The organism is Promicromonospora sp. CA-289599 (assembly GCF_050936155.1).
In the GTDB taxonomy this organism is placed as follows: Bacteria; Actinomycetota; Actinomycetes; order Actinomycetales; family Cellulomonadaceae; genus Promicromonospora.
In genome coordinates this window covers 835,295-856,801 of the sequence record NZ_JBNJNI010000001.1, presented here as the reverse complement: position 1 = coordinate 856,801, position 21,507 = coordinate 835,295, and the positions used below count along the sequence as shown (strand labels likewise).

20 protein-coding genes and 1 tRNA gene are annotated in these 21,507 nt (G+C 69.8%); 7 read left to right on the top strand and 14 right to left on the bottom strand.

The annotated features are described in order from the left end of the window. Positions 1–68: 68 nt before the first annotated feature. Complete coding sequence (locus ACQEVI_RS03725) at positions 69–758, top strand: hypothetical protein (protein WP_432894828.1); 690 nt, start codon at positions 69–71, stop codon at positions 756–758. A 103-nt stretch (positions 759–861) separates the two neighbouring features. Here ACQEVI_RS03725 and aceE read toward each other — a convergent pair whose 3' ends face one another. Then, positions 862–3,612 (bottom strand): pyruvate dehydrogenase (acetyl-transferring), homodimeric type, encoded by a 2,751-nt coding sequence (gene aceE / locus ACQEVI_RS03720; protein ID WP_432894826.1) that lies wholly within the window; start codon positions 3,610–3,612, stop codon positions 862–864. A 438-nt stretch (positions 3,613–4,050) separates the two neighbouring features. Here aceE and ACQEVI_RS03715 point away from each other — a divergent pair, with 438 nt between their 5' ends. The 6 genes from ACQEVI_RS03715 (at position 4,051) to ACQEVI_RS03690 (ending at position 7,323) form a co-directional block, all read left to right on the top strand. Next, positions 4,051–4,458 carry a DUF3052 domain-containing protein gene (locus tag ACQEVI_RS03715; protein ID WP_432894824.1) on the top strand — a complete coding sequence of 136 codons (408 nt, stop codon included), beginning with the start codon at positions 4,051–4,053 and terminating at the stop codon, positions 4,456–4,458. 21 nt (positions 4,459–4,479) lie between these two features. Further along, positions 4,480–4,971, top strand: a complete 492-nt coding sequence (locus tag ACQEVI_RS03710) for a peroxiredoxin (protein WP_432894822.1) — start codon at positions 4,480–4,482, stop codon at positions 4,969–4,971. 64 nt (positions 4,972–5,035) lie between these two features. After that, a tRNA-Val gene (locus ACQEVI_RS03705) sits at positions 5,036–5,109 on the top strand. A 432-nt stretch (positions 5,110–5,541) separates the two neighbouring features. Then, positions 5,542–5,943 carry a four-helix bundle copper-binding protein gene (locus ACQEVI_RS03700; RefSeq protein ID WP_432894820.1) on the top strand — a complete coding sequence of 134 codons (402 nt, stop codon included), beginning with the start codon at positions 5,542–5,544 and terminating at the stop codon, positions 5,941–5,943. A gap of 145 nt (positions 5,944–6,088) precedes the next feature. Beyond that, on the top strand, positions 6,089–6,592 hold the full coding sequence (locus ACQEVI_RS03695; protein WP_432894818.1) for a DUF305 domain-containing protein: 504 nt from the start codon (positions 6,089–6,091) through the stop codon (positions 6,590–6,592). A 224-nt stretch (positions 6,593–6,816) separates the two neighbouring features. After that, positions 6,817–7,323, top strand: coding sequence for a DUF421 domain-containing protein (locus ACQEVI_RS03690; RefSeq protein ID WP_432894816.1), 507 nt, complete (start codon positions 6,817–6,819; stop codon positions 7,321–7,323). Positions 7,324–7,479: 156 nt separating this feature from the next. Here the strand turns inward: ACQEVI_RS03690 and ACQEVI_RS03685 are convergent, their stop codons facing one another. From ACQEVI_RS03685 to ACQEVI_RS03625, 13 genes are all read right to left on the bottom strand, one after another. Further along, positions 7,480–7,785, bottom strand: coding sequence for a DUF4193 domain-containing protein (locus ACQEVI_RS03685; RefSeq protein ID WP_432894814.1), 306 nt, complete (start codon positions 7,783–7,785; stop codon positions 7,480–7,482). Between the two features lie 229 nt (positions 7,786–8,014). After that, a complete protein-coding gene (locus tag ACQEVI_RS03680) occupies positions 8,015–8,380 on the bottom strand; it encodes a hypothetical protein (protein WP_432894812.1) in 366 nt (121 codons plus the stop codon). A 215-nt stretch (positions 8,381–8,595) separates the two neighbouring features. Next, a complete protein-coding gene (locus ACQEVI_RS03675; RefSeq protein WP_432894810.1) occupies positions 8,596–10,494 on the bottom strand; it encodes a cytochrome c oxidase assembly protein in 1,899 nt (632 codons plus the stop codon). Next, on the bottom strand, positions 10,491–10,922 hold the full coding sequence (locus tag ACQEVI_RS03670) for a hypothetical protein (RefSeq protein ID WP_432894808.1): 432 nt from the start codon (positions 10,920–10,922) through the stop codon (positions 10,491–10,493). The genes ACQEVI_RS03675 and ACQEVI_RS03670 overlap by 4 nt, the downstream gene beginning before the upstream one ends. Next, entirely contained in the window at positions 10,919–11,815 is an 897-nt protein-coding gene (locus ACQEVI_RS03665; protein ID WP_432894806.1) for a cytochrome c-type biogenesis protein CcmH, read from the bottom strand. Before ACQEVI_RS03665 ends, ACQEVI_RS03670 begins: the two co-directional genes overlap by 4 nt. After that, positions 11,812–14,265 carry a cytochrome c-type biogenesis CcmF C-terminal domain-containing protein gene (locus ACQEVI_RS03660; protein ID WP_432894804.1) on the bottom strand — a complete coding sequence of 818 codons (2,454 nt, stop codon included), beginning with the start codon at positions 14,263–14,265 and terminating at the stop codon, positions 11,812–11,814. The genes ACQEVI_RS03665 and ACQEVI_RS03660 overlap by 4 nt, the downstream gene beginning before the upstream one ends. Then, entirely contained in the window at positions 14,262–14,660 is a 399-nt protein-coding gene (locus ACQEVI_RS03655; protein WP_432894802.1) for a cytochrome c maturation protein CcmE, read from the bottom strand. Before ACQEVI_RS03655 ends, ACQEVI_RS03660 begins: the two co-directional genes overlap by 4 nt. Next, on the bottom strand, positions 14,657–15,388 hold the full coding sequence (gene ccsA, locus ACQEVI_RS03650) for a cytochrome c biogenesis protein CcsA (RefSeq protein ID WP_432894800.1): 732 nt from the start codon (positions 15,386–15,388) through the stop codon (positions 14,657–14,659). The genes ACQEVI_RS03655 and ccsA overlap by 4 nt, the downstream gene beginning before the upstream one ends. Next, positions 15,385–15,765 carry a hypothetical protein gene (locus tag ACQEVI_RS03645; RefSeq protein WP_432894798.1) on the bottom strand — a complete coding sequence of 127 codons (381 nt, stop codon included), beginning with the start codon at positions 15,763–15,765 and terminating at the stop codon, positions 15,385–15,387. Before ACQEVI_RS03645 ends, ccsA begins: the two co-directional genes overlap by 4 nt. A 1-nt stretch (position 15,766) precedes the next feature. Then, positions 15,767–18,301: a cytochrome c oxidase subunit I gene (ctaD, locus tag ACQEVI_RS03640; RefSeq protein WP_432894796.1), complete on the bottom strand. Its 2,535-nt coding sequence runs from the start codon at positions 18,299–18,301 to the stop codon at positions 15,767–15,769. A 3-nt stretch (positions 18,302–18,304) separates the two neighbouring features. Further along, entirely contained in the window at positions 18,305–19,321 is a 1,017-nt protein-coding gene (gene coxB, locus ACQEVI_RS03635; protein WP_432894794.1) for a cytochrome c oxidase subunit II, read from the bottom strand. Next, entirely contained in the window at positions 19,318–19,701 is a 384-nt protein-coding gene (locus ACQEVI_RS03630; RefSeq protein ID WP_432894792.1) for a cupredoxin domain-containing protein, read from the bottom strand. The genes coxB and ACQEVI_RS03630 overlap by 4 nt, the downstream gene beginning before the upstream one ends. A 38-nt stretch (positions 19,702–19,739) precedes the next feature. Then, entirely contained in the window at positions 19,740–21,506 is a 1,767-nt protein-coding gene (locus ACQEVI_RS03625; RefSeq protein ID WP_432894790.1) for a GMC family oxidoreductase, read from the bottom strand. Between the last annotated feature and the right edge of the window lies 1 nt (position 21,507).

Sequence of the window (21,507 nt, the reverse complement as noted above, 5' to 3'; positions counted from 1 at the left end):
GTCCACAAACGGACTTTCAAGGCAGGGTGATCCCAGTGCGGAGGGGAGGAAAACTGTAGGGTCGAGGTATGGCCCTGATGCATCGGCTCCGCCGCCTCATCCGTCGGCCCCTGTCTGCGTCCACGGTCGGCGCTCGCCGCCCGTCGCCGTCGGCGCCCCGACGAGGGGACGCGGGACACGAGGACGCGCTGCGCGCCCAGCTGACCGACGATCCGAACAACGAAGAGGCCTTCGGCGCTCTGGCAGAGATCGTGCGCCGCCGTGCCGCCGAGGACCCGACGCTGGAGGACCCGTTGCGGGACTCCGACGAGATCCCCGAGTCCAAGCAGCGCGAGGCGGACCTCGCGGTCTGGGCGCTGGCCGAGGAGCTGGCCGGGCATCCGCGCGGCTGGTACCCGCTGATCGAGCTGGGTCGGCTGTCGCTTTCCGACGACCCGGACGGCGCCGTCCGGCGGTTCACCACGGCTGCCGAACGTGATCCCGACGGTCGAGCGCTGGTGGAGGGCCTGGCAATCCTGCGGGACGCGGGGATGCCCGTGGAGGCCCTGGGACTGGGTATCGGGCACTGGCGTGTCAAGGAGCACTCGCCGGTGGTCGGCAAGCACCTGGTGCTCGCCGCGCTCGAGGCCGACCGGGTGCTCGAGGCCCGGCAGCACCTGCGGGCACTTGAGATGCACCCGGACTCGAAGGCGGTCAGGCCGCTGCGGGCCGAGCTGGAGAAGGCGATCGCCGCAGCCGAGCAGACCCGGCCGCGTTAGGACTCTGCCGAGGTAGAACCCTGGCGAAGCAGAACTGCAGCGCACCGATCGTCGGTGCGCTGCAGTTCTGCTTCGCCAGGGTTCTACCTCGGCAAGGGCGAGGTCAGCTGTCGCCGCCCGCGTTGCCGGACGTGCCGGCGGTGACGTCGAGCAGGCGGTACTTCTCCACGGCCTTCGCGACGACGTCGGTCGGCACCTCGCCACGACGGGCGAGCACCTGCAGCGTCCGGACCACCATCGACGGGCCGTCGATGAGGAAGAACCGCCGCGCGGCGGCCCGGGTGTCGGAGAAGCCGAACCCGTCGGCGCCGAGCACCGCGTAGTCACCGGGGACCCAGGCGCGGATCTGGTCGGGGACCAGGTGGTCGTAGTCGCTGGTGGCGATGAACGGCCCCTGGGCGCCGGACAGCTTCTCCGTGACGTACGGCGTGCGCACGGGGGCGGCCGGGTCGATCAGGGAGTCGTGCTCGGCCGCCAGGGCGTCGCGACGCAGCTCGTTCCAGCTGGTCACCGACCACACGTCGGCCGAGACGCCCCAGTCCTCCTTGAGGAGCTGCTGCGCCTCGAGCGCCCACGGCACACCCACGCCGGAGGAGAGGAGCTGCGCCTTGGGGCCTTCGGCGTCGGAGACCGAGATGCGGTGGATGCCGCGCTTGATGCCCTCGACGTCGACGTCCTCCGGCTCGACCGGCTGGACCATCGGCTCGTTGTACACCGTGAGGTAGTACATGACGTCCTGGTCCCGGCCGTCGGAGCCGTCGCCGTACATGCGCTCGATGCCGTCACGCATGATGTGCCGGATCTCGTACCCGTAGGCAGGGTCGTACTGCACTATCGAGGTGTTCGTGCCGGCGATGAGCGGGCTGTGCCCGTCGGCGTGCTGCAGGCCCTCACCCGTCAGGGTGGTGCGGCCCGCGGTCGCGCCGATGATGAAGCCGCGCGTCATCTGGTCGCCGGCCGCCCAGAACTGGTCGCCCGTGCGCTGGAACCCGAACATCGAGTAGAAGATGTAGACCGGGATCATCGGCTCGCCGTGCGTGGCGTACGACGTGCCCACCGACTGGAACGCGGCGGCGGAACCGGCCTCGTTGATGCCGGTGTGCATGATCTGGCCGGACTCGGACTCCTTGTAGCTCAGCATGAGCTCGCGGTCCACGGCGAGGTAGTTCTGGCCGAGCGTGTTGAAGATCTTGGCGCTCGGGAAGATCGAGTCGAGGCCGAAGGTACGGGCCTCGTCCGGGATGATCGGCACGATGCGGTTGCCGAAGTCCTTGGCCTTGAAGAGGTCCTTGAGCAGCCGCACGAACGCCATGGTCGTGGCGATCTGCTGCGTGCCGGAACCCTTCTTCAGCAGCTCGTAGGTCTTGTCCTCGGGCAGCTTGAGGGTCGTCTTCGCGACGGTCCGGCGCTCCGGCACGAAGCCGCCGAGCTGACGGCGGCGCTCCAGCATGTACTGGACCTCCGGCGCGTCGGGGCCCGGGTGGAAGTACGGCGGCAGGTACGGGTCGGCCTCGAGCTCGGCGTCCGAGATCGGGATACGCAGCGAGTCGCGCAGCGTCTTGAGGTCGTCGCCCTTGAGCTTCTTCATCTGGTGCGTCGAGTTGCGGCCGGCGAAGCCGGAGCCCAGGCCGTAGCCCTTGACGGTGTGCGCGAGGATGATCGTCGGCTGGCCGGTGTGCGCGCGCGCCGCGGAGTAGGCCGCGTAGAGCTTGCGGTAGTCGTGCCCGCCGCGCTTCATGTTCCAGATGTCGTCGTCGGTCATGTTCTCGACGAGGGCCTTCGTGCGCGGGTCGCGCCCGAAGAAGTGCTCACGGATGAACGCGCCGGACTCCGCACGGTAGGTCTGGTAGTCACCGTCGGGCGTGACGTTCATCAGGTTGACCAGCGCACGGTCCTTGTCGGCGTTGAGCAGGGTGTCCCACTCGCGGCCCCAGACGACCTTGATGACGTTCCAGCCGGCGCCCTTGAACTGGGCCTCCAGCTCCTGGACGATCTTGCCGTTGCCGCGCACCGGGCCGTCGAGGCGCTGCAGGTTGCAGTTCACGACGAACGTCAGGTTGTCCAGCTGCTGCTGGGCGGCGTGCTGGATCATGCCGCGGCTCTCGGGCTCGTCCATCTCGCCGTCGCCGAGGAAGGCCCAGACGTCCTGCTGGCTGGTGTCCTTGATGCCGCGGTTGTGCAGGTACTTGTTGGTCCAGGCCTGGTAGATCGCCGACGCCGGGCCGAGGCCCATGCTGACGGTCGGAAACTCCCAGAAGTCCTGCATGAGGCGCGGGTGCGGGTAGGACGGCAGGCCGCCACCCGGGTGCGACTTCTCCTGGCGGAACCCGTCGAGCTGGTCCGCGGTCAGGCGGCCCTCGAGGTACGCCCGGGCGTAGACGCCGGGGGAGGCGTGGCCTTGGAAGTAGATCTGGTCGCCGCCGCCCGGATGGTCCTTGCCCCGGAAGAAGTGGTTCAGGCCCACCTCGTACAGCGTCGCCACGGACGCGTACGAGGAGATGTGCCCACCGACGCTGAGGCCCTCGCGCTGTGCGCGGGTCACCATGACTGCCGCGTTCCAACGGATCCAGGAGCGGTAGCGCCGCTCCATGGCCTCGTCGCCCGGGAAGTACGGCTCCTCGTGGACACCGATGGTGTTCACGTAGGGCGTCGCCATCGACGCGGGAATGCTCACATTCCGTTCCCGCGCCCGCCGGAGCAGGTTGAGCATGACGTACCGGGCGCGGGGTCCGCCCTTGTCGTCGATCAGCCCGTCGAAGGACTCGACCCATTCCTCGGTCTCGGCCGGGTCGATGTCAGGTACGGCGCTGAGCAGACCGTTGATCAGCGGTCCGGTCTCGTCAAACGAAGCCACCAGCAACCTCTCTCGGTGTCGCGCGGCGGGGTCGCGGTTCGCGCTCCTCGCCGCCTCGTCAGGACCCGTCGCGTCGGCGTAGCGTCGCCACAGCTGGGGTTGCGACTGTGCACGCCCACGCACAGGTGGTCCTAGCCATTCTGTCCCCTCACAGCGTGCGCTCACACCATAGGGCGGTCAAGAGTGCGTGATCTGCGTTACGTCTGTGCCGGTTCGCGCATATATTGATACGGGGTATCGCAATGATGAGACTGAGTGCATGACTTGTGCGTTGCCGAGGTCTCATCGATTCATCAAAAAGGCACCACGCGACCTGGTTGCGAGGCATGGCCGGGGTGCGTGCACTACCTTTGGCGACGGAGGGCCCGCGTAGGGCCGGACAGAACACGCATACGACCCGGCTGCGAGTGCCGGACAGAGAGAGGGACGATCAACCAAGTGAGCACGGACACCCAGGGCGCCGGGCGCCTCGGTTTCGAGGCCGGCCAGGTGGTGCAGGAGTTCGGCTGGGGCGACGACGTCGACGACGCACTCCGGGCGGACATCGAAAAGATCATCGGCAGCGAGCTGGAGGACGAGGACTTCGGCGACGTGACCGACGGCGTCATCCTCTGGTGGCGGGAGGACGACGGAGACCTCACCGACGCACTCGTGGATGTGCTGACCGTGCTGGACGACGGCGGCATCATCTGGATCCTCACGCCCAAGCCCGGTCGGGACGGCGAGGTGGGCCACGGAGACATCCAGGAGGCCGCCACCACCGCCGGCCTGCAGACCACCAGCACCTTTGCCATCGCGGAGGACTGGTCGGCGACCCGGCTCGCGTACCGGGGCCGCGGCAAGTGATGGCCCGACGGGTCTGAAGCCATGACCGAGTCCGCCGCCGCGCCGACCGCTCCCGCGGAGTCGCTGAAGCCGGGTGACCCAGCACCCGACTTCACGCTCCCTGACACGCACGGCACCCCGACCACGCTGTCGGACCTGCGGGGGACACCGGTGCTCGTCGTCTTCGTCCCGTTCGCGTTCTCCGGGACGTGCACCAGCGAGCTGTGCGAGCTGCGCGACAACATCGAGGACTTCGAGACCGCCGGCGTCCGGCTCCTCGTCATCTCGACGGACGCCGTCTTCACGCTCAAGGCGTGGCAGGCGGCGGAGGGCTACCAGTTCGACCTGCTCTCCGACTTCTGGCCGCACGGCGCGGTGGCGCGTGACTACGGGGTGTTCGACGAGAGCTCGGGGATCGCGCTGCGTGGGACTTTCCTGATCGACGCCGACGGGATCGTCCGCTGGTGCGTGGTCAACCCGCGGGGTCAGGCACGCGACCTGGAGGACTACCGGCGAGCGGTAGTGGAGATCTGATCCGGCCAGTTCGTAAAATCTGACCTGGTTCGGGGCTGGGGGCGGGTATTGTGGTCCGCTGCCAGGGCTCATAGCTCAGTTGGTTAGAGCGCCACGTTTACACCGTGGATGTCGGGGGTTCGAGTCCCTCTGGGCCCACAACCTGCAAAAATGCCTTGTGACCTGCGTCGACGCTCCCTTCAGTGCGGGCGCCAGTCCCTCACCGCACTGTGTGAGGAGGGTGGTTCCCATGGCTGGTAGGTCGAACCACTGTGCGTACGGCAACGTCGAGACGCGCCGCAAGCCGACCAAACCGCGCTTCGTCGCGAGATCGGGTTCTCCAGGCTTAGAGACAGCTGTGCTGGGAGGGCGCCTACCGTTTCGGCGGCCTTGGTCCCCCCGTCGGGGAGACGGTCGTCGTTTCGGGGTCGACCGGGTCGGGCACGATGTTGCCCAACACCGCTGCGCAGGGTGCATTGGCATAGCAGTCGTTGATGAGCATGTCCGGGGTCGTGGATGTCCCCGAGTGCGAGCGTTCGCGACCGTCCATAGCGTGGTTGGCGAGTCCGGAACTCGTCCCGAGGAGAGACCATGCGAACTGCCGCCATGCTCGACGCCTATCCGGCCACCATCAACCTTGACCGAAACCTGATCGCCCACACGATCGACGTCCTCGTCGACTGCTCCCAGACGTGCACGGCCTGCGCTGACGCGTGTCTGAGCGAGGACATGGTCGCCGACCTGCGTAAGTGCATCCGATCGAACCTGGATTGTGCGGATATCTGTGACGTGACAGCCCGGATCCTGTCCCGCCACACCGGCTACGACGCGAACATCACGCGTGCTCAGCTTGAGGTATGCATCGCCGCCTGCCGGGCTTGCGGAGACGAATGCGAGCAGCACGCCGACATGCACGGGCACTGCCGCATGTGCGCAGAGGCGTGCCGTGAGTGCGAAGCAGCCTGCACCGATCTGCTGAGCGCCATCGCCTGACAAGGAGCTTCTGCCAAGGCCGAGCGAGGAAGCGACGCTTCCGTGAGAACGGTGAGGAGTCCGACCTGTGTCGACGGAAGAAACCGAGAAGCACTCCGAGCAGCATCAGTCTCACGATTCGCGGATGTATCTGCGGTTCGCCGCGATGATCCTCACCGCGATCGTGGTTATGTACTGGACCATGTTCGTCGGCTCGTGGGAGTGGAGTCATGTGCGCTTCAGTCAGAGCCGCGTCTTCATGGCTGTGACCATGGGCGGTGCGATGGGTCTGGTGATGCTCGCGTGGATGCTCAACATGTACAAGAGCACCAAGGCCAACGTCGCGGTGGTCGTGGTCAGCGTCCTGCTCCTGGGAGGCGGGACGTTTCTGGACCGCAGCCAGGTCACGGTGGACGACACCGCCTTCATGCGCGCGATGATCCCGCACCACTCACTGGCCATCACCCGCTCCGAGCGCGCGCAGATCCAGGACGTGCGGGTGTGTGAGCTCGCAGTCGAGATCAGCGAGGCCCAGCGCCGCGAGATCCTCGAGATGGACTGGCTCATCGAGGACATCACCCGCAACGGCATCGCGGCGACCCCAGAGGACGCTCAGGCCAGACCGGTACCGGACTACTCCCGGCCGGCAGAGCGTGATTGCTCAGACTGACCTGACTACCCCCTTCAAAATGCCTCCGTCCGGGAATCGGATACACGACGCAAGACCATCCGCAGCGAACCACCTACGCGTACATCAGGCCTGTATCGCACGAGCTGGTGCCATGATCGCCGTGCGGGAGCGTCAAATCATTGAGCTCCGGGTGACATCACCTCCGCAAGCCCGACGGTGGCACCGCTGTTGGCGATGACGACCGTGAGCCGAGGGAGAAACCTGTGTGGTTCGACTCGTGGGGCGACTTGGTGCGTGTGGTCGTGGTAGGGGCTGCCGCCTACGTCGTGCTGGTGGTGGTGCTGCGTCTGTCCGGGAAGCGCACGCTTGCCAAGCTCAACGCGTTCGATCTCGTGGTCACTGTTGCCTTGGGGTCGACGTTGGCGACGGTCCTGCTCAGCGCGGACGTCGCCTGGTCAGAGGGTGCGACGGCATTCGTCGTTCTCGTCCTGCTCCAGCTCGCTGTGTCCTGGACCACCTCTCGCATGGGTCCCAGCCGGTCCGTGGTGACCGCACGCCCGGTCACACACTTGTGCGATGGCGTACTGGACGAGACAGCGATCGCGGCGCAGCGCCTCACCACGGCGGAAGTACGGCAGGCGGTACGTTCCAGCGGCGTGGGCGGATTCGATCAGGTCGCCCGGGTGATGCTGGAAACCGACGGCACGCTCAGCGTCGTCACGACGAGCAAGCTGGGCGACCGGAGCGCCCTGGAACCCGAAGAGGGTTGACTCGCAGCTCTCAGACGCGCGCTTCTCGAGCAAAGTGGCAACCCGAAACACGGGACGCGCGGGTGGTGTCGCTGAGCGGGCGCCGTCCGCACCACGCGAGGGAACGCGACCAGAGGACGTGGTGCCCGTCAGTCCGGGGTTTTGTTAGCCGGGGGATCAGGCGGCGCATTCGGTGCAGATCGCTTGGTCGGTACGCTCGTGGGCCAGCTGGCTTCGATGGTGCACGAGGAAGCAGCTGGTGCAGGTGAACTCGTCCTCCTGGCGGGGCAGCACTCGGATCGTGAGCTCCTCGCCGGACAAGTCAGCGCCTGGGAGCTCAAACTCTTCGGCTACCTCGGTTTCGTCCGGGTCCAGGACACCTGTGGCCTTCGCGGAGTGGCGTGCCTGTAGTTCCTGGATCGAATCCTGCTCTACGTCCTCGTCCTCGGCTGTCTTGCGTGGGGCGTCGTAGTCAGTTGTCATGTGGTGTTCTCCGTCTGTAGGCGATCACGTCGGAAGGCTTCTGCCTGTCCCAGGCTCGACGCCGCCATGTAGGGCCACCACCAGCGCCGTCGAACACGTCGTCGGTCGACAGCGGGCTGCTTCACTGAACGGTCCTAGCATTTCGTGCACGCGACCGACTCGCACGGCATGCCCGTTGATGCTCTGCGTTCGGCGAACGACCCGGGTCACCGGGGTTCAGGGCGCCGGTCTATCTGAACAGCTGGTCCGCCGTGACTGACAGCTGTACCTGGTCCCCGGCGACCGCGGCGATCTGGTCTGCTTCGACGTAGCGGTGTCCGGAGAAGAGTCCGCTGGCGTCGATGCGGACGTACCCGAGGCGGATGAGGCGCTCCTGCGCTTGCTGACCCATCTCGCTGTTGCCACGAAACGCCTCGGCGATCCACGCGACCGTGCCTCCGGGCTGGTCGGGCGACTGGCCAGCGCCGGTGGCCGCGCCTGCATCGGCCATGTGCACCTCGTCGACAGTCCCGACGGTCTCACCGCCGGTGTCGATGACGGTCATCCCGGTGGTGACGTCGCGGATCGGTCCCGTCGGTCCTGTGAACTCGGTCATGGTCGTTCCTCTCGTCGTCATTCTTGATGACCCGGTGCGGCTGGACGGTCGTCCATCACGCGAGCCTCTTGTCGGTTCGGACAGATGGGGCGGGTCGTGCTGGTTGTTTCTCCTGAACGCGTGAGTGGCTCGGTCACTTCGATGCTGCCCCGTTGCGTGAGAGCTCGCATCTGGCTGCCCAGTGCCTTGACGTGCGCCTTCAAGGTTGATCCGCGTCACCTGGGAGTTCGGCGTTGGGTGAGGGAAGCCGCTGCTCGACGCGCTGCTCTGCGCTGAGCGCGTTCGTCGGCCGCGGCCCAACGGGCGGCGATCATGAGAGCGAGTGCCAGTGCCGGCACCTCCCCGAGCGCCCAGACGAGGGCCCCGGCGGCCTGTTGGTCCGTCACGGGATCGGTGAGCCAGGCCGGCCGGGACTCGGCCAGCACGGTGGCGGCTAGCACCACTTGCGAGCTGGTAACCAGCATGAGTCCTAGCCCGGTGTGAAACACCATGGCCGGAGCGAGCATGAGCAGTCGCAGCGGGTACGGCGTCCGGTGCGGCAGGGGGTCCGTACCGACGAGGATCGTCGCGAAGGCATAACCCGCCAGGCTGAAGTGCAGTGCCACCGTCAGGTGGACGACGCCGTTGGTCAGGCTCCGTTCGAAGAGGGACGTCGCGTAGAACACGGCCATGCCGACCACGACGTTGGCCGTGGCCACCACGGGATGCAGGAGCACGCGGGCGAGCCTGCTGCCGAGGGCGGCGAGCAGCCAGTCACGGGGTCCCTGCGGGCCGTCCGTCGTGATCGGCAGGGCACGCAGCGCGAGAGTCACCGGCGACGCCAGGGCCGCGAGCACGGGGACCGCGGTGACCAACACCATGTGTTGCACCATGTGGGCGCTGACCAGCACGTGGCCGTATGCCGCCGGGCCGCCGCTGGTGACCCAGAACAGGAGGACCATCGCGGCGATCCAGGCGGCTACCCGTCCGGCCGGCCAGTGGTCTCCACGTCGGGCCAGGCAGAGGACCCAGCGCAGATAGGTGACCAGTCCTGCGATGGCGGCCAGAGCCAGCACCGGTTCGGGGCTCCACCGGGTCAGGGCCGTCGATACCGTGAGCGGCGGCAGCGCGCCTGCGTTCGTAGGGGCAGCTGGTGTCGCGGAGGCGCCGAGCGCCACACCAAGCCCGAGGGCTGCGGCCAGGACCACCACCTCACCGAGCGCGAGCCGGGCGAGGGGATGCCCGCCGTTCAGCGCGGCCCGTGCCAGCACGTCCCGCCGGTGGGCCAGTCCGGCGGCGCCGAGCCCGGCGAACAGGGCTGTCTTGGCCAGTACCAGAGCGCCCCAGCCGGTCGTCAGGAGAGCGGCCAGGGACGGGGACAGCTCCAGGACGGCGACCATGCCGGACGCGGCGACGACGAAGTAGCACCACCCCGCGATCCCCGAGAACCGGCGTACTGCGGCGAGGGAGGCGGCATCGCGCGTGTGGCCGGCTCCCGGTCCGTACGTGAGCGCCACCAGCACCAGCAGCCCGCCCGCCCAGATCATGAGGGCGCCGAGGTGGAGCCACAGGGCGGAGGCCGCGCCGTGACCCGGCCCGTGTCCGGTGTGGCCGGCCGCAGCCACGGGAACCAGCGCGAGGAGCGCGGTCACCAGGGCGGCGGGCGTGCGGCCGCGGTACGGCATCAGCAGCAGCACGACCGACACCGCCGCCGCAAGCGCCGCGGCCCAGACCAGAGACGGACCGAGGGTCGTGCCGAGGAGTACGGGCAAGGCGGGCGTGCCGTCGTCGGCGGTCGCGGAGCCGACGACCGTGAGCGCGGTGAGAGGCAGGCAGGCCGCCTGGGCCGTGGCCCAGACCACGGCCGCTGCCGTGGCAACGCGAACGGTCAGGGCCGCCGCGTCCGGTGCCAGGACCGTGGCCGCCAGCGCCAGCGCGCCGATGGTCACCGTCGCGGCCAGCCGGGCGACCACCTCGGCCACCGGAAGGCCCCACCGGACGAAGGGCCCGGGGTCGCGCAACAGGGGGTCGGTGATCCCTCCGATCACCAGTCCACCGGCGGCGGCCAGGACCGCGACGACGAGCGCGACGGCGGTGAGCGTCGTCAGTGCGGCTGTCGGTGACCGGCGGTTCACCGGCCCACCGCGTCACCGGGCTCCGCGGCACCGAGCTCCGCGACATCGAGCTGTGCGCTCATGCCGGCGGCGTGGTGCCCGGAGACGCTGCAGGTCAGCTCGAGCGTCTCGCCGGGCTCGGTGGTGATCGCGAGCTCATGTCGCTCACCGGCGGCGAGGACCGGCGTCTGCCAGGTGCCGTGCTCCCCGTGCACGACGAGGTCATGCCCGGTGGCACCCGTGTTGGTGACCAGTACTGTGAGGTCGCCGGCGTCGGGTACGGCGCCGCTTGTCTCGATGCTCCACTCGGTCAGGCCGACACGCAGGGTGGAGGTCACGATCCCGGACACACCGGGGGTCGGCTCGCCGTCGTCAATCACGGTGCAGCCGGTGGCAAGCGCGATGGCCAGAACAGCCACCGTCCGCGCCCCGGCGGGCCGTCGCTTCATGAGTCCTCCTCGTCGGGTCCGTCCTTTGCCGCCCGGTACCGCTCGAGGAGCTCTGCCGAACGGTCGGGGTCGGACTCCTGGAGCACGGAGCCGAGCAGCAGCAGGCTCGGTGCATGCCGGGGGTCGGCGGCGAGAGTCTCCTCCAGCACCGGGATCGCCTCGCCGGGGGATCCTGCCCGCACCAGCGCGAAGGCGCGGCGGTAGCGCAGGTGCGCGTCCATCGGCCGGAGCCGTACGGCGGCGGCCCAATGGCCGACCGCTTCGTCGGTGCGTCCGGCCTTCTCGAGCTGGCGCGCGAGCGATGCCCTCAGCTCCACGCGGCCCGGCTGTTCGGCGGCGGCTTGCTCGAGCACGGCCACCGCGGTCCCGGCGCGCTCCTGTGCGCCGTTCGCCTCGGCACGCACGGCGTCGCTCGGCGAGGGCAGCGCGGCGGGCGCGAGCCACCAGATACCGAGTACGGCCACACCGACGACGGCCGCCGAGGTGCCGACGGCGTGCCTACGCCGCGGTCGGGAGAACCAGAGCGCCGCCACGCCGACCACGACCAGCGGTACAACCCAGAGCGCCCAGCCCAGGCCACGTCGTGGCGGTTCGAGCAGCACGTCGTCGCCGTAAGCCTTCGCGAACCAGGCACGTATCTGGTCCGGGGAGCGGCCGGCCTCGAGCTGTTCGGCCACCACCAGGCGCATCGACTCGGCGACGGGCGAGGTCGAGTCGGCGACGTGCTCGCCGAGGCACGACGGGCAGCGCAGCGTGCTCGCGACCGCGCGGGTCTGCTCGCTCGGGGTCGGCGGTTCCCGGCCGGTGAGGGCGACGACCGTCCCGGCTGCCGCGACGAGGGCGATGACGACAGCCAGCACGACCGCGGCCCAGGGACGCCGGCTCCGGTTCATCCGCGCACCTCCGGTTCCACGACGGTGTCGATCCACTCCGCGGTGACCGGGCCGGGATGCTGCTCGACGAGACGGCCCTCCCGGTCCACGAGGTAGGTGACCGGGACACCGCGCAGCCCCCAGGCGACCGACATGGTGCCCTGCTGGTCCACGATGCTCGGGAACGACAGCTCGTGCTCGGTGGCGAACCGGCGCGCGGGACCGGGCAGGTCGCGGACGTTGATGCCGAGCACCTCCAGCCCGGCGTCCGCGAGCTCCTCCTGCGCGTCCACGAGCACGGGCATCTCGTCGCGGCACGGCGCGCACCACGACGCCCATGCGGTGACCAGCACCACCGACCCGCGCAGCTCCGCGACGTCGTACTCGTGGCCGTCGAGACCTTCGCCCGCCAGTGCCGGCGCCGGCGCCGGTTCGTCCTCGGCCGGGGCGCACCCGGCCAGGCCGACCACGAGGAAGGGCACTCCGAGCACGGTCCGCAGCCGGGCAGCCGTGCGCGAGGGCAGCAGCCGGCGGGCGGACGCCCTCGGGCCCGTCACCGGCCTGCGGCGAGGAAAGGCAGCCACCACTCCGCCCGCGACGGCGAGCGCTACGCCCGCCCAGAGCCACCCGACCAGCGGTGTCACCGCGAGCCGGACGGTGGCGGAGCCGGAGGCCGGGTCGGAGTCAAGGAGGGTGACGTACACGTCGTCTATGAACCCGCTGCGGATGTCCGGCCCGGCGAGCATCGCCGCGTCGTCGGCATACCAGCGCAGCTGCGGCCGGGCGGTGCCGACGTGCTGCCCGTCTCGGCCGACGAGCAGCTCGGCCTCGGCGACCTGTCGGCCGGCCTCGTCGAGCCGGTCGACGCGGACCAGCGTCACCGTGACGTCCCCGGCTGCCAGCGTCTCGCCGACGGGCAGTACCGCCTCCTGCACCGTCCCGTGGCCCCCCGCGACGATGGCGACCGCGCCCAGTGCCACGCCGGTGTGCGCGAGCCAGGAGCCGACGGCGCGCCTGTCCGGCCTTCTTCCGGCGCGTCGGCGGCGCACGGGCATGCCCGCGGTGACGGTGAACGCGGCCAGCCCGGACACGACGGCGAGGGCAGGATCGCGGAGCGTGCTGCCAACGACGAAGCAGACCACCGCACCCGCGGCCCCCGCAAAGAGCGGGTGCGGCGTCCGCCTGGTCCGCACCAGCCACGGGGCCGCGGCGAGCAGCACGAGCAGCAGCAGCGCGAACGGCGCCAGCGTGCGCTGGTACCAGGGCGGGCCGACCGAGACCCGCTCTCCGGTCAGCAGCAGGAGCGCGGTGGGCAGCAAGGTGCCGACAGCGATCACCACGAGGACGACGGCCAGCAGCGTGCGCTGGCCGTCCAACGCGGTGCCCCGGATCCCGCCCCGGTCCCCGGAACCGCCTGGGACCACTGGGCCGGCGAGAGAGTGGGTGCGCCCGAGCAGGACCAGCCACGGCACGGCGACCGCACCGAGCACCGCCGCGAGGACCGGGCCGAGCGCCGACGTCGTGAACGCGTGGACGGACTCCACGAGCCCGGAGCGCGTGATGAGCTGAGCGAGCACGACGAGCACGAGCCCCAGGCCGGCCAGCACGACCGCCCACGTGCGCCACCGCCCGCTCCGGGTGCGCGGACCGACCGTGTGCAGCAGGGCGGTCGATGCGAGCCAGGGCAGCAGGGAAGCGTTCTCCACCGGGTCCCAGGCCCAGTAGCCGCCCCACCCGAGCACTGCGTAGGACCACCAGGCGCCCAGCCCGACGCCGGCGGTCAGCAGCGTCCACGCCCCGATGTTCCACCCCCGGGTGGTCGCCGCCCAGCCCCGCGGGAGCCGGCGCCGCACGAGCGCCACGACCGACAGCGCGTACGGCACGGCGAGTGCGGCGAACCCGCCGTAGAGCAGTGGCGGGTGCATGCCCATGGCCACGTGGTCGCGCAGCAGCGGGCTCGGCGACCCGCCCCCTCCGGCGGCAGCCGTGAACGGCGACGCCACCAGCGATACCACGCAGAACAGCACGACCGTGACGGCCAGAACGCACCGGACCGCAGCACGGTCCGCCGGTTCCAGTCTGCGGGTCCTCGCGGTGGCGACCGCGGCGACGGCCGCGAGCGCGGACAGCCACAGCAGCAGCGATCCCTCCAGCGCCGACCACATCGCCGTCGCGCGGTAGTACGTCGGCATACCAGCGTCCGTCACGCGCTCCACGTAGGGCCACGCGGTGTTCTGCAGCAGCAGAGCGGTCTCCAGGAGCACGACGGCGGCGCCGACCGTCGCGGCGCACCCGACCAGGGCACCCGCGCCGAACCGGGCGAGCCGGCGGGCGTCAGGTCGCAGGGCCCCGTCCGGGGTTCCGCCGACGGGCATCCGGGCGGCAGCACCGGACGCAATCGCGGAGGTCACCGCCGCTGCCAGGGACAGGACCAGCAGGACGGTGCCGCTCATCATGACGACCGCCGTCATGACGTGGCCTCGGGCGGCCGGTACTCGTTCGAGTGCCGCAGCAGCACGGACCGGGCGTGCAGCACCTGCCCGTCGAGCACACCCTCGACGACCGCGCCCTCGCCCTCACGGACCGTCGCGGGCAGGGCACCCGCATAGCGCACGGTTACGTCCGTGGCGCCGTCGGTCAGCACGAACGAGGTGCCAACGGGGTCCTCCACCACGCTGCCCGGGACCACCAGGCCCCCGAGCCGCACGTCCTGCTCCAGGGGGCCTTGCGCGGTCAGCTCGCTGGGCGTGCCCCAGTAAGTGAGCCCGTCCTGGGTCGCGGAGGCCAGCAGACCCGCGAGGCCGAGCACCGCGGCGGCGAGCACCACCCAGGCGCGCCGTCGACCACGTGGAGCGGCAGGTCTCATGACGCCACCCGGAGTGGGACGGTCGTCTCCGCGACGTCCGCGCCGCCGGCGTCCACGTCGGCGGGAGAGGTGAGCAGCCGGACACGGGCGAGTACCACGACCGCCGTGAGCAGCATGCACGCCGCTACCGACGCCGCGAGCGCCCACGCCATGGCCGGAGCGATCGGTGCCCCGGCACCGGGCGCCAACAGTGTGGGGGGCTGGTGGAGCGTGCGCCACCACACCACGGACAGGTGCACCACGGGTACGAGGACGAATCCGAGCACGCCGACCAGCCCGGCGGCTCGCCGGCCGCCGGCGCCTGTGGCGAGTGCCAGGGCGGCGAGGAAGGCCACGTAGACGAGGCCCATCGCGACGGTCGTCGTGACCCGGGCGTCCCATACCCACCAGGTGCCCCAGGTCTGCGCGCCCCAGACGCTCCCGGTGACCAGGGTCAGCGCCGTGAGCGCCACCCCGGCCTCGGCCGCGGCACGCGCGACGGCGAGCGGCCGGACCGCGCCGCGCCGCGCCATGGGCAGGCTCGCGACGAGCACGACGGCGAAGCACACGTACGCCGTCCACGCGGCCGGGACGTGCAGGTACATCCAGCGCTGGGCTTCACCCTGCACAGCGTCGGGCGGTGCGACGACCAGGGCGAGGAAGAGCGCGAGCACCGTGCCCGTGACAGCAACGAGGGCCAGCACCCGGCGACCGCGCGTTGCGGCCGACGAGTAGTGGTTCTGTCTCATGCGCAGACCTCCAGGACGAGTGGGTTGACGGCCACTAAGACGATCCCTGCCCCGAAGCCCAGCGACAGGAGCAGCCCGAGGAGACCGAGGAAGTTCAGTGGCGCGGAGTGTTCGGTGTCCGGGGTTCGTCGGTGCACACGCCATGCGACGCCTCCCGCGGCCAGGGCCAGCACGAGGAGCACTACGTCGAGGCCCACGACGACTGCGCCGATGACCGTGGTGGGTGGGCTGTGGCCGGCGCTGGTGTACGCGGTGCAGGCGAAGTCCTGCACCAGGTAGGACAGCCCGAGGGCGCCGAGCCAGGCGGCGGGTGGGACGAGGACCCCTGCGACGGCGAGCCGCGTGGAACGGGACTTGTTGGGTCCGGCGGTGGGCATGTCAGACCACCGCCGTGGGTAGGAGGTCGGTGGCGGCCCATGCCACCGCCCAGACGAGGAGCACTCCGGTCCACAGGACTGCGGCGTTCTGCAGCATGATGCGCGGGCGGACGTCGCGCGTGTGGGTCAGGCGTGCGACGAGGGCGGACACGGTGATTCCCAGTCCGAGCAGGGTCGCGAGCGTCAGCGTGCCGACCAGCATGAGGACGCCGGAGTCGTAGGCGTGCGCCGTGTGGTCCAGGCCCCCCGTCGACCATTGGGCGACCGCGAGAGCCAGGGCCACCGTTCCTGCGACGGTCGTGGCCCAGATGGCCGCGAGGTGGGTGGTTCGCGCCACTGGCTCCGCGTCGTGCTCGAGCTGGCCCTGCCGTGATCCCCACCAGGACGCTGCGATCGCGACCAGCAGGGCGAGCCCGGTACCCGCGGACAGCCACGGCGTGCCCAGCGTCGCGCCGTCCGGCCATACCGGTGCATTGACCTGGAGGAAGAGCATGCAGAACGCGACGGTCGTCACGGCGACCACGAGCACCACGGTCGCCATGGTCGCTCCCCACCATCCGGGTGACCGCGGCCCGGGGGCCTCGACCGGGTACTCGCCGCCCACCGGCTCCTTGGCCTCGGCGGCGCCGAGCTCGCACTCGTTCTGCAGCTCCCACGCCACGAGACCGGCCACGATCAGAACCACGCTTGCACCCACGACCCAGCCGCTCTCCAGGAGCAGGCCGACGGCTGCCAGCGCGAGCCCGCCAGCAGTCAGTAGCGGCCAGATGCTGGGGCTGGCTTGCACCGCCGCGGTGCTCGGGCGGGCGTTCAGCGCAGTCGTGAAGGGTGTGGCGCGCACGTTCTGCGGGGCGTGGTCGAACGCGGCCGCCATCCGGTCGAGCTCGGGGTCGTCCGGCTGTGGGTCCCACAGCGGCGCCCGGCTGCCCACCACCGGGATCTGGGGAAAGTTGGACGACGAGGGTGGCGAGTCGGCCACCCACTCGAGTGTGTCGGCGCCCCACGGGTTCGGTCCCGACCGCTCCCCGCGGCGCAGCGCGCCCAGCAAGGTGATCGCCGTGAGGACGAGCCCGGTGGCGAACACGAACGCGCCGATCGTGGAGAGCAGGTTCAGCAGGCCGACACCGAGCCCGGCGTCGTACGTGAACACCCGGCGCGGCATGCCCCACAGGCCGGTCAGGTGCATGGGGAAGAAAGTGAGGTGGAAGCCGACGAACGCCAGCCAGAAGCTGACCTTGCCGAGCCGGGCCGACGGTATCCGGCCCGTGAACTTGGGCCACCAGTGGAACAGACCCGCGAGGACGGGGAACAGCATGCCGCCGATGAGCACGTAGTGGAAGTGCGCGACGACGAAGTAGGTGTCGTGCGCCTGCGCGTCGAAGGGGGCGGAGGCAACCATGACGCCGGTGATGCCGCCGGCGACGAACGTGAACAGGAAGCCGAGCGCGAAGAGCATCGGGACGGTCGGCCGCGGTCGGCCCGACCAGAGGGTTACCAGCCAGGCGACCACCTGCACGCCGGAGGCGACGCTGATCGACATGCTCGCCGCGGTGAAGAACGACAGCGTCACGGGCGGTAGCCCGGTCGTGTACATGTGGTGCACCCACAGGCCCAGGCTCATGATCGCGGTCACGACCACCGCGGCCACGACGAAGGGGTAGCCCACCAGCCGGTGGCGGGAGTGCACGGGTATGACATGGCTGATGATGGCGGCGCCCGGCAGGAACATGACGTAGACCTCGGGGTGCCCGAAGATCCAGAACAGGTGCTGCCACAACAGGGGGTCCCCGCCCCGATCCGTCTCGAAGAAGGCGGTGCCGATGTTGCGGTCGAGCTCCAGCAGCAGCGATCCGACCAGCAGGGGCACGAAGGCCAGGATGATCATGGCCGCGACGCACAGCATGGTCCACGCGAAGATCGGCATGCGGTCCAGCGACATCCCGGGGGCACGCATGCCGAGCACGACGACGATGATCTCGATGGCCGCCCCGATCGCAGCGAGTTCGGCAAGCGCCAGGCCGAACAGCCAGATGTCCATGGCTTTGTCAGCGAACTCGGGACCGGACAGCGGGACGTAGGCGAACCAGCCGGCGTCCGGCACCATGCCGACCAGGAAGCTGCCGTACAGAATGATCCCGGCCAGGAGATAGCACCAGTAGTTGAAGGTGTTGTAGCGCGCGAACGGCATGTCCCGGGCACCGAGCATCAGCGGTAGCAGGTATGCGGCCAGCCCCTCGAGGAACGGCACGGCGAACAGGAACATCATCGTCGTGCCGTGCATGGTGAACAGCTCGTTGTACGTCTGGGCCGAGAGCACCTGCTGCTCGGGCTGCGCGAGCTGCACGCGCATGAGCAGCGCCTGCAGGCCGCCCACGAAGAAGAAGACGAACGCGGTGACCATGTAGCGCGTGCCCACGGACTTGTGCTGCACCGACGTGAAGGCGCGGCGCCAGCCGTGTGGGCGGGCCCAGACCTCCTCGAAACGTGCTCGCTCCTCGGCAGTCGGCGCTGGCTGCTGGTGGTCTGTCGTGGTCACGTGCTACTCCAGGCTCTCCAGGTAGGTGATGAGATCTTCGAGCTCGTCATCCTCCAGCTCGGTGCCCGGCATCGCGTTGCCCGGCTTGACATCCTGGGGGTGCTCGATCCATCGTGCGAGGCTCTCGCGGTCGTTCGGCAGCACTCCGGCGCCGATCATCTGCCGGCTCGCCAGGTGCGTCAGGTCCGGCCCGAGCGTGCCCCGCGCCTCCGTGCCAGCCACGGTGTGGCAGTAGACGCAGGACGACGACATGAAGATCTCCCGGCCGGCGGCCACGTCCGAGACCGGTCCGGGGGCAGACCCCGGTCCGCTCTCGAAGTCGTCACCTTCGCCCTCGGCGGGGTCGGCAGCCTGGGCGGGCGTGGCCTGCGCCTCGAGCCAGCCGGCGTACTCCGGTTCGTCGTGTGCGACCACCACGAAGCGCATCCACGCGTGCTGGAGACCGCAGTACTCGGCGCACTGACCCCAGTACGTGCCAGGCTCGTCAGCGTTCAGCGTCAACACGTTGGTCTGTCCCGGGACCAGGTCCACCTTGCCGCTGAGCTGCGGCACCCAGAAGCTGTGGATCACATCCGAGCTCGTGAGCTCGACGCGAACGTCCTGTCCGGTGGGGATGTGGATCTCGTTGGCGGTCTCCACGTCGTGCTCCGGATACCGGACCTCCCACCAGTACTGCTTGCCGTCGACCTCGACGACCGTCGCCGCGTCGGTTGCGCTGCTGGTGCTGCCGGTGTCGCGCAGCACCAGCACCGAGTCGGCCATCACCCCGATGATGATCAGCGCGGGCGCCACCGCACCCAGGAACCCCACGACGAGGTGCCCGTTGCCGGTCGTCGGTCCGGGAGCGTCGTCGGTCGGCTCGGTGCTGCGCCTGCGGCGCAGCACGGCGACGAGCGCGACCGTCACGACCACCACCCAGACGATCGACCCGATGATCAGCATCAGCTGCCAGTGGCTGTCGACCCGGCTCGCGTCGTCGCTGGCGGGTGGGAACATCAACGGGACGTGGGAAGCGATCATGGGCTCTCCTCCACGCGGATCGTGACGACCGCCGGGGTGCCGGTCGGAGCCAGGACCGCTTCGACTACGTACTCGCCCGGGATCTCGAACCGCGCCGCGTAGGTGGCGCCCGCCACCAGGCGGCCTGAATCGAGGGCCACGGCACCCTGCGGTACGGCCGCCGTACCGTCGTCGAGCACCAGCGACGTGAGCTCCTGTGGCCGCTCCGAGCGGTTGACGAACCGCACCTCGCTGCCGGCAGCCGTCTCCAGCGAAACCGGGTCGAACCCGTCGGTGTCGAGAACCACTGCGGTCGCCGGCGGCGCGTCGGTTCCCGCACAGCCGGCCATGGTGGCGGTCGCGACCAGGGTGGCCGCCGCGGCGGCAACGATTCCGGCCACGGCGCGTACCGACACTCGGGAAGATGCTCTGGTGCGGGTCACAGCAGCTCACCAGGCTTGGCGAAATAGCGGTCCCGGATGGCCTCGGCGGTGCGCAGCGCCAGCGCGCCCACCGTGCCGCTCGGATTGGCGCCCGGGTTCTGCGGGTACAGGGCGGCGCCGGTCACGAACACGTTCGGGGTGTCCCACACCTGCCCGTAGCTGTTCGTCACGCTGTCGCCCGGATCGCGCCCCATGATCGCCCCACCCGTGGGGTGCGTGCTCTGGTACTGGTCGATCCGGTAGGGACCCAGCTCCGAGGTGACGCTGACCCGATCAGGGTTCATGGCACGCAGGATCTCCTCGCAGCGAGCGGCCAGGAACCGATACATGTTCTGCTCGTTCTCGCGCCAGTCGAAGGTGATGCGCAGCATCGGCAGCCCCCACTCGTCCTTGTAGGTGGGGTCGAGGTCCAGGAAGTTGCCGGCGTAGGCGGGACTGTCACCTTCGATGTTCACCGTGCCGACCCGGTCCCAGTACCGGCCGAGCATCGACTTCCACTGCGCACCCCACTGCCGGTCCACGAAGCCGTCCAGGAGCGTGCTGGACGAGCTGATCGGTTCACGCTGCCCGGCTGCGGCCGAGATGGCCGCACCGCCCAGGAAATCGAGATCGGAGTGGTCGAAGTTGTCGGCGTTGTAGTCGTAGATCTGCGAGCTGGTACAGCCGTTGCCCATGAAGAAGTTGAAGCTCTCGTGCTCCCACAAGCCCTTTGCCGGTGACTGGACCAGCTGGTAGGTGTAGTTGCGCCCGACTTGTCCGCGGTCGTTGCCGATGCCGTCCGGATGCGCGCCGCCCCGGGACAGGAGCAGCATCCGCACGTTCTCGAACGTGAATGCCGAGCAGACCACCACCTCGGCCGGCTGTACGTGCTCCTCGCCGCGCGAGTCGACGTACCGCACGCCGGTGGCCCGCCCGTCGTCAGCGGTCTCGATCCGCAGCACCCGGCAGCCGGTGCGCACCTCGTAGCGCCCCGTGTCCAGGGCAGGCGGGAGCCAGGTGGTCAGCGGGCTCGTCTTCGCGCCGACCTCGCAGCCGTAGCGGGTGCAGAAGCCGCAGTACAAGCATCCGGCGCGGGTGTTGCCGTACGGGTCGGTGTACCCCTGGGACAGGATGCCCGCCGGGGTGGGAAAGGGGTGGTGGTCCAGCTGCTCGGCGGTATCCGCGAAGAGCTGACCGAACTTGCTCCGGGCGAGCGGCGGGTTCGGGTAGGGGCGCTGCCGCGCGCCTTCGAACGGGTTTCCGCCGGGCAGAATCTGGCCACCGAGGTTCCCGGCCCTGCCCGAGACACCCATGTCGTACTCGAGCTGGTCGTAGTACGGCTCCAGGTCGTCGTAACCGATCGGCCAGTCCTGCGTGGTCATCTCGTCGGGGATGCGGTCGCTGCCGTACTTCTCTTCGTTGAGGCTGCGGTAGCGGAAGTCGTCGGGCAGGAACCGCCAGGTCAGCGCGGTCCAGTGCACCATCGAGCCGCCGAGTCCCTCGCCGGGATGGAAGCTGCCGAACTGGCGGTAGGGGAGCGACGGCGAGCGGGCGTCGGGTCGCCAGGTCCAGGTGGTCCGCGAGATGTCCTGCATCATCGCGAACCGGTTCTGGAAGCGCAGCGAGTCGTGGTTGTGCGCGAAGTCGGGGTAGGTCCATTGGGCCGGCCCCTGCTCCAGCGAGACCATCTGGAGCGACGTCGGCGGCAGGATCTGGGAGGCAAAAATCGAGGCGGACATGCCACCGCCGATCGTCACGATGTCCACCGGGTCGTGTCGCCGCATC

Bases quoted from the DNA above. Each gene is read 5' to 3' on its own strand.
- ACQEVI_RS03725 (WP_432894828.1), top strand. From the start codon at position 69: ATGGCCCTGATGCATCGGCTCCGCCGCCTCATCCGTCGGCCCCTGTCT.
- ACQEVI_RS03710 (WP_432894822.1), top strand. From the start codon at position 4,480: ATGACCGAGTCCGCCGCCGCGCCGACCGCTCCCGCGGAGTCGCTGAAG.
- ACQEVI_RS03700 (WP_432894820.1), top strand. From the start codon at position 5,542: ATGCGAACTGCCGCCATGCTCGACGCCTATCCGGCCACCATCAACCTT.
- ACQEVI_RS03695 (WP_432894818.1), top strand. From the start codon at position 6,089: ATGATCCTCACCGCGATCGTGGTTATGTACTGGACCATGTTCGTCGGC.
- ACQEVI_RS03685 (WP_432894814.1), bottom strand. From the start codon at position 7,785: ATGACAACTGACTACGACGCCCCACGCAAGACAGCCGAGGACGAGGAC.
- ACQEVI_RS03680 (WP_432894812.1), bottom strand. From the start codon at position 8,380: ATGACCGAGTTCACAGGACCGACGGGACCGATCCGCGACGTCACCACC.
- ACQEVI_RS03670 (WP_432894808.1), bottom strand. From the start codon at position 10,922: ATGAAGCGACGGCCCGCCGGGGCGCGGACGGTGGCTGTTCTGGCCATC.
- ACQEVI_RS03665 (WP_432894806.1), bottom strand. From the start codon at position 11,815: ATGAACCGGAGCCGGCGTCCCTGGGCCGCGGTCGTGCTGGCTGTCGTC.
- ACQEVI_RS03660 (WP_432894804.1), bottom strand. From the start codon at position 14,265: ATGACGGCGGTCGTCATGATGAGCGGCACCGTCCTGCTGGTCCTGTCC.
- ACQEVI_RS03655 (WP_432894802.1), bottom strand. From the start codon at position 14,660: ATGAGACCTGCCGCTCCACGTGGTCGACGGCGCGCCTGGGTGGTGCTC.
- ccsA (WP_432894800.1), bottom strand. From the start codon at position 15,388: ATGAGACAGAACCACTACTCGTCGGCCGCAACGCGCGGTCGCCGGGTG.
- ACQEVI_RS03645 (WP_432894798.1), bottom strand. From the start codon at position 15,765: ATGCCCACCGCCGGACCCAACAAGTCCCGTTCCACGCGGCTCGCCGTC.
- coxB (WP_432894794.1), bottom strand. From the start codon at position 19,321: ATGATCGCTTCCCACGTCCCGTTGATGTTCCCACCCGCCAGCGACGAC.
- ACQEVI_RS03625 (WP_432894790.1), bottom strand. From the start codon at position 21,506: ATGCGGCGACACGACCCGGTGGACATCGTGACGATCGGCGGTGGCATG.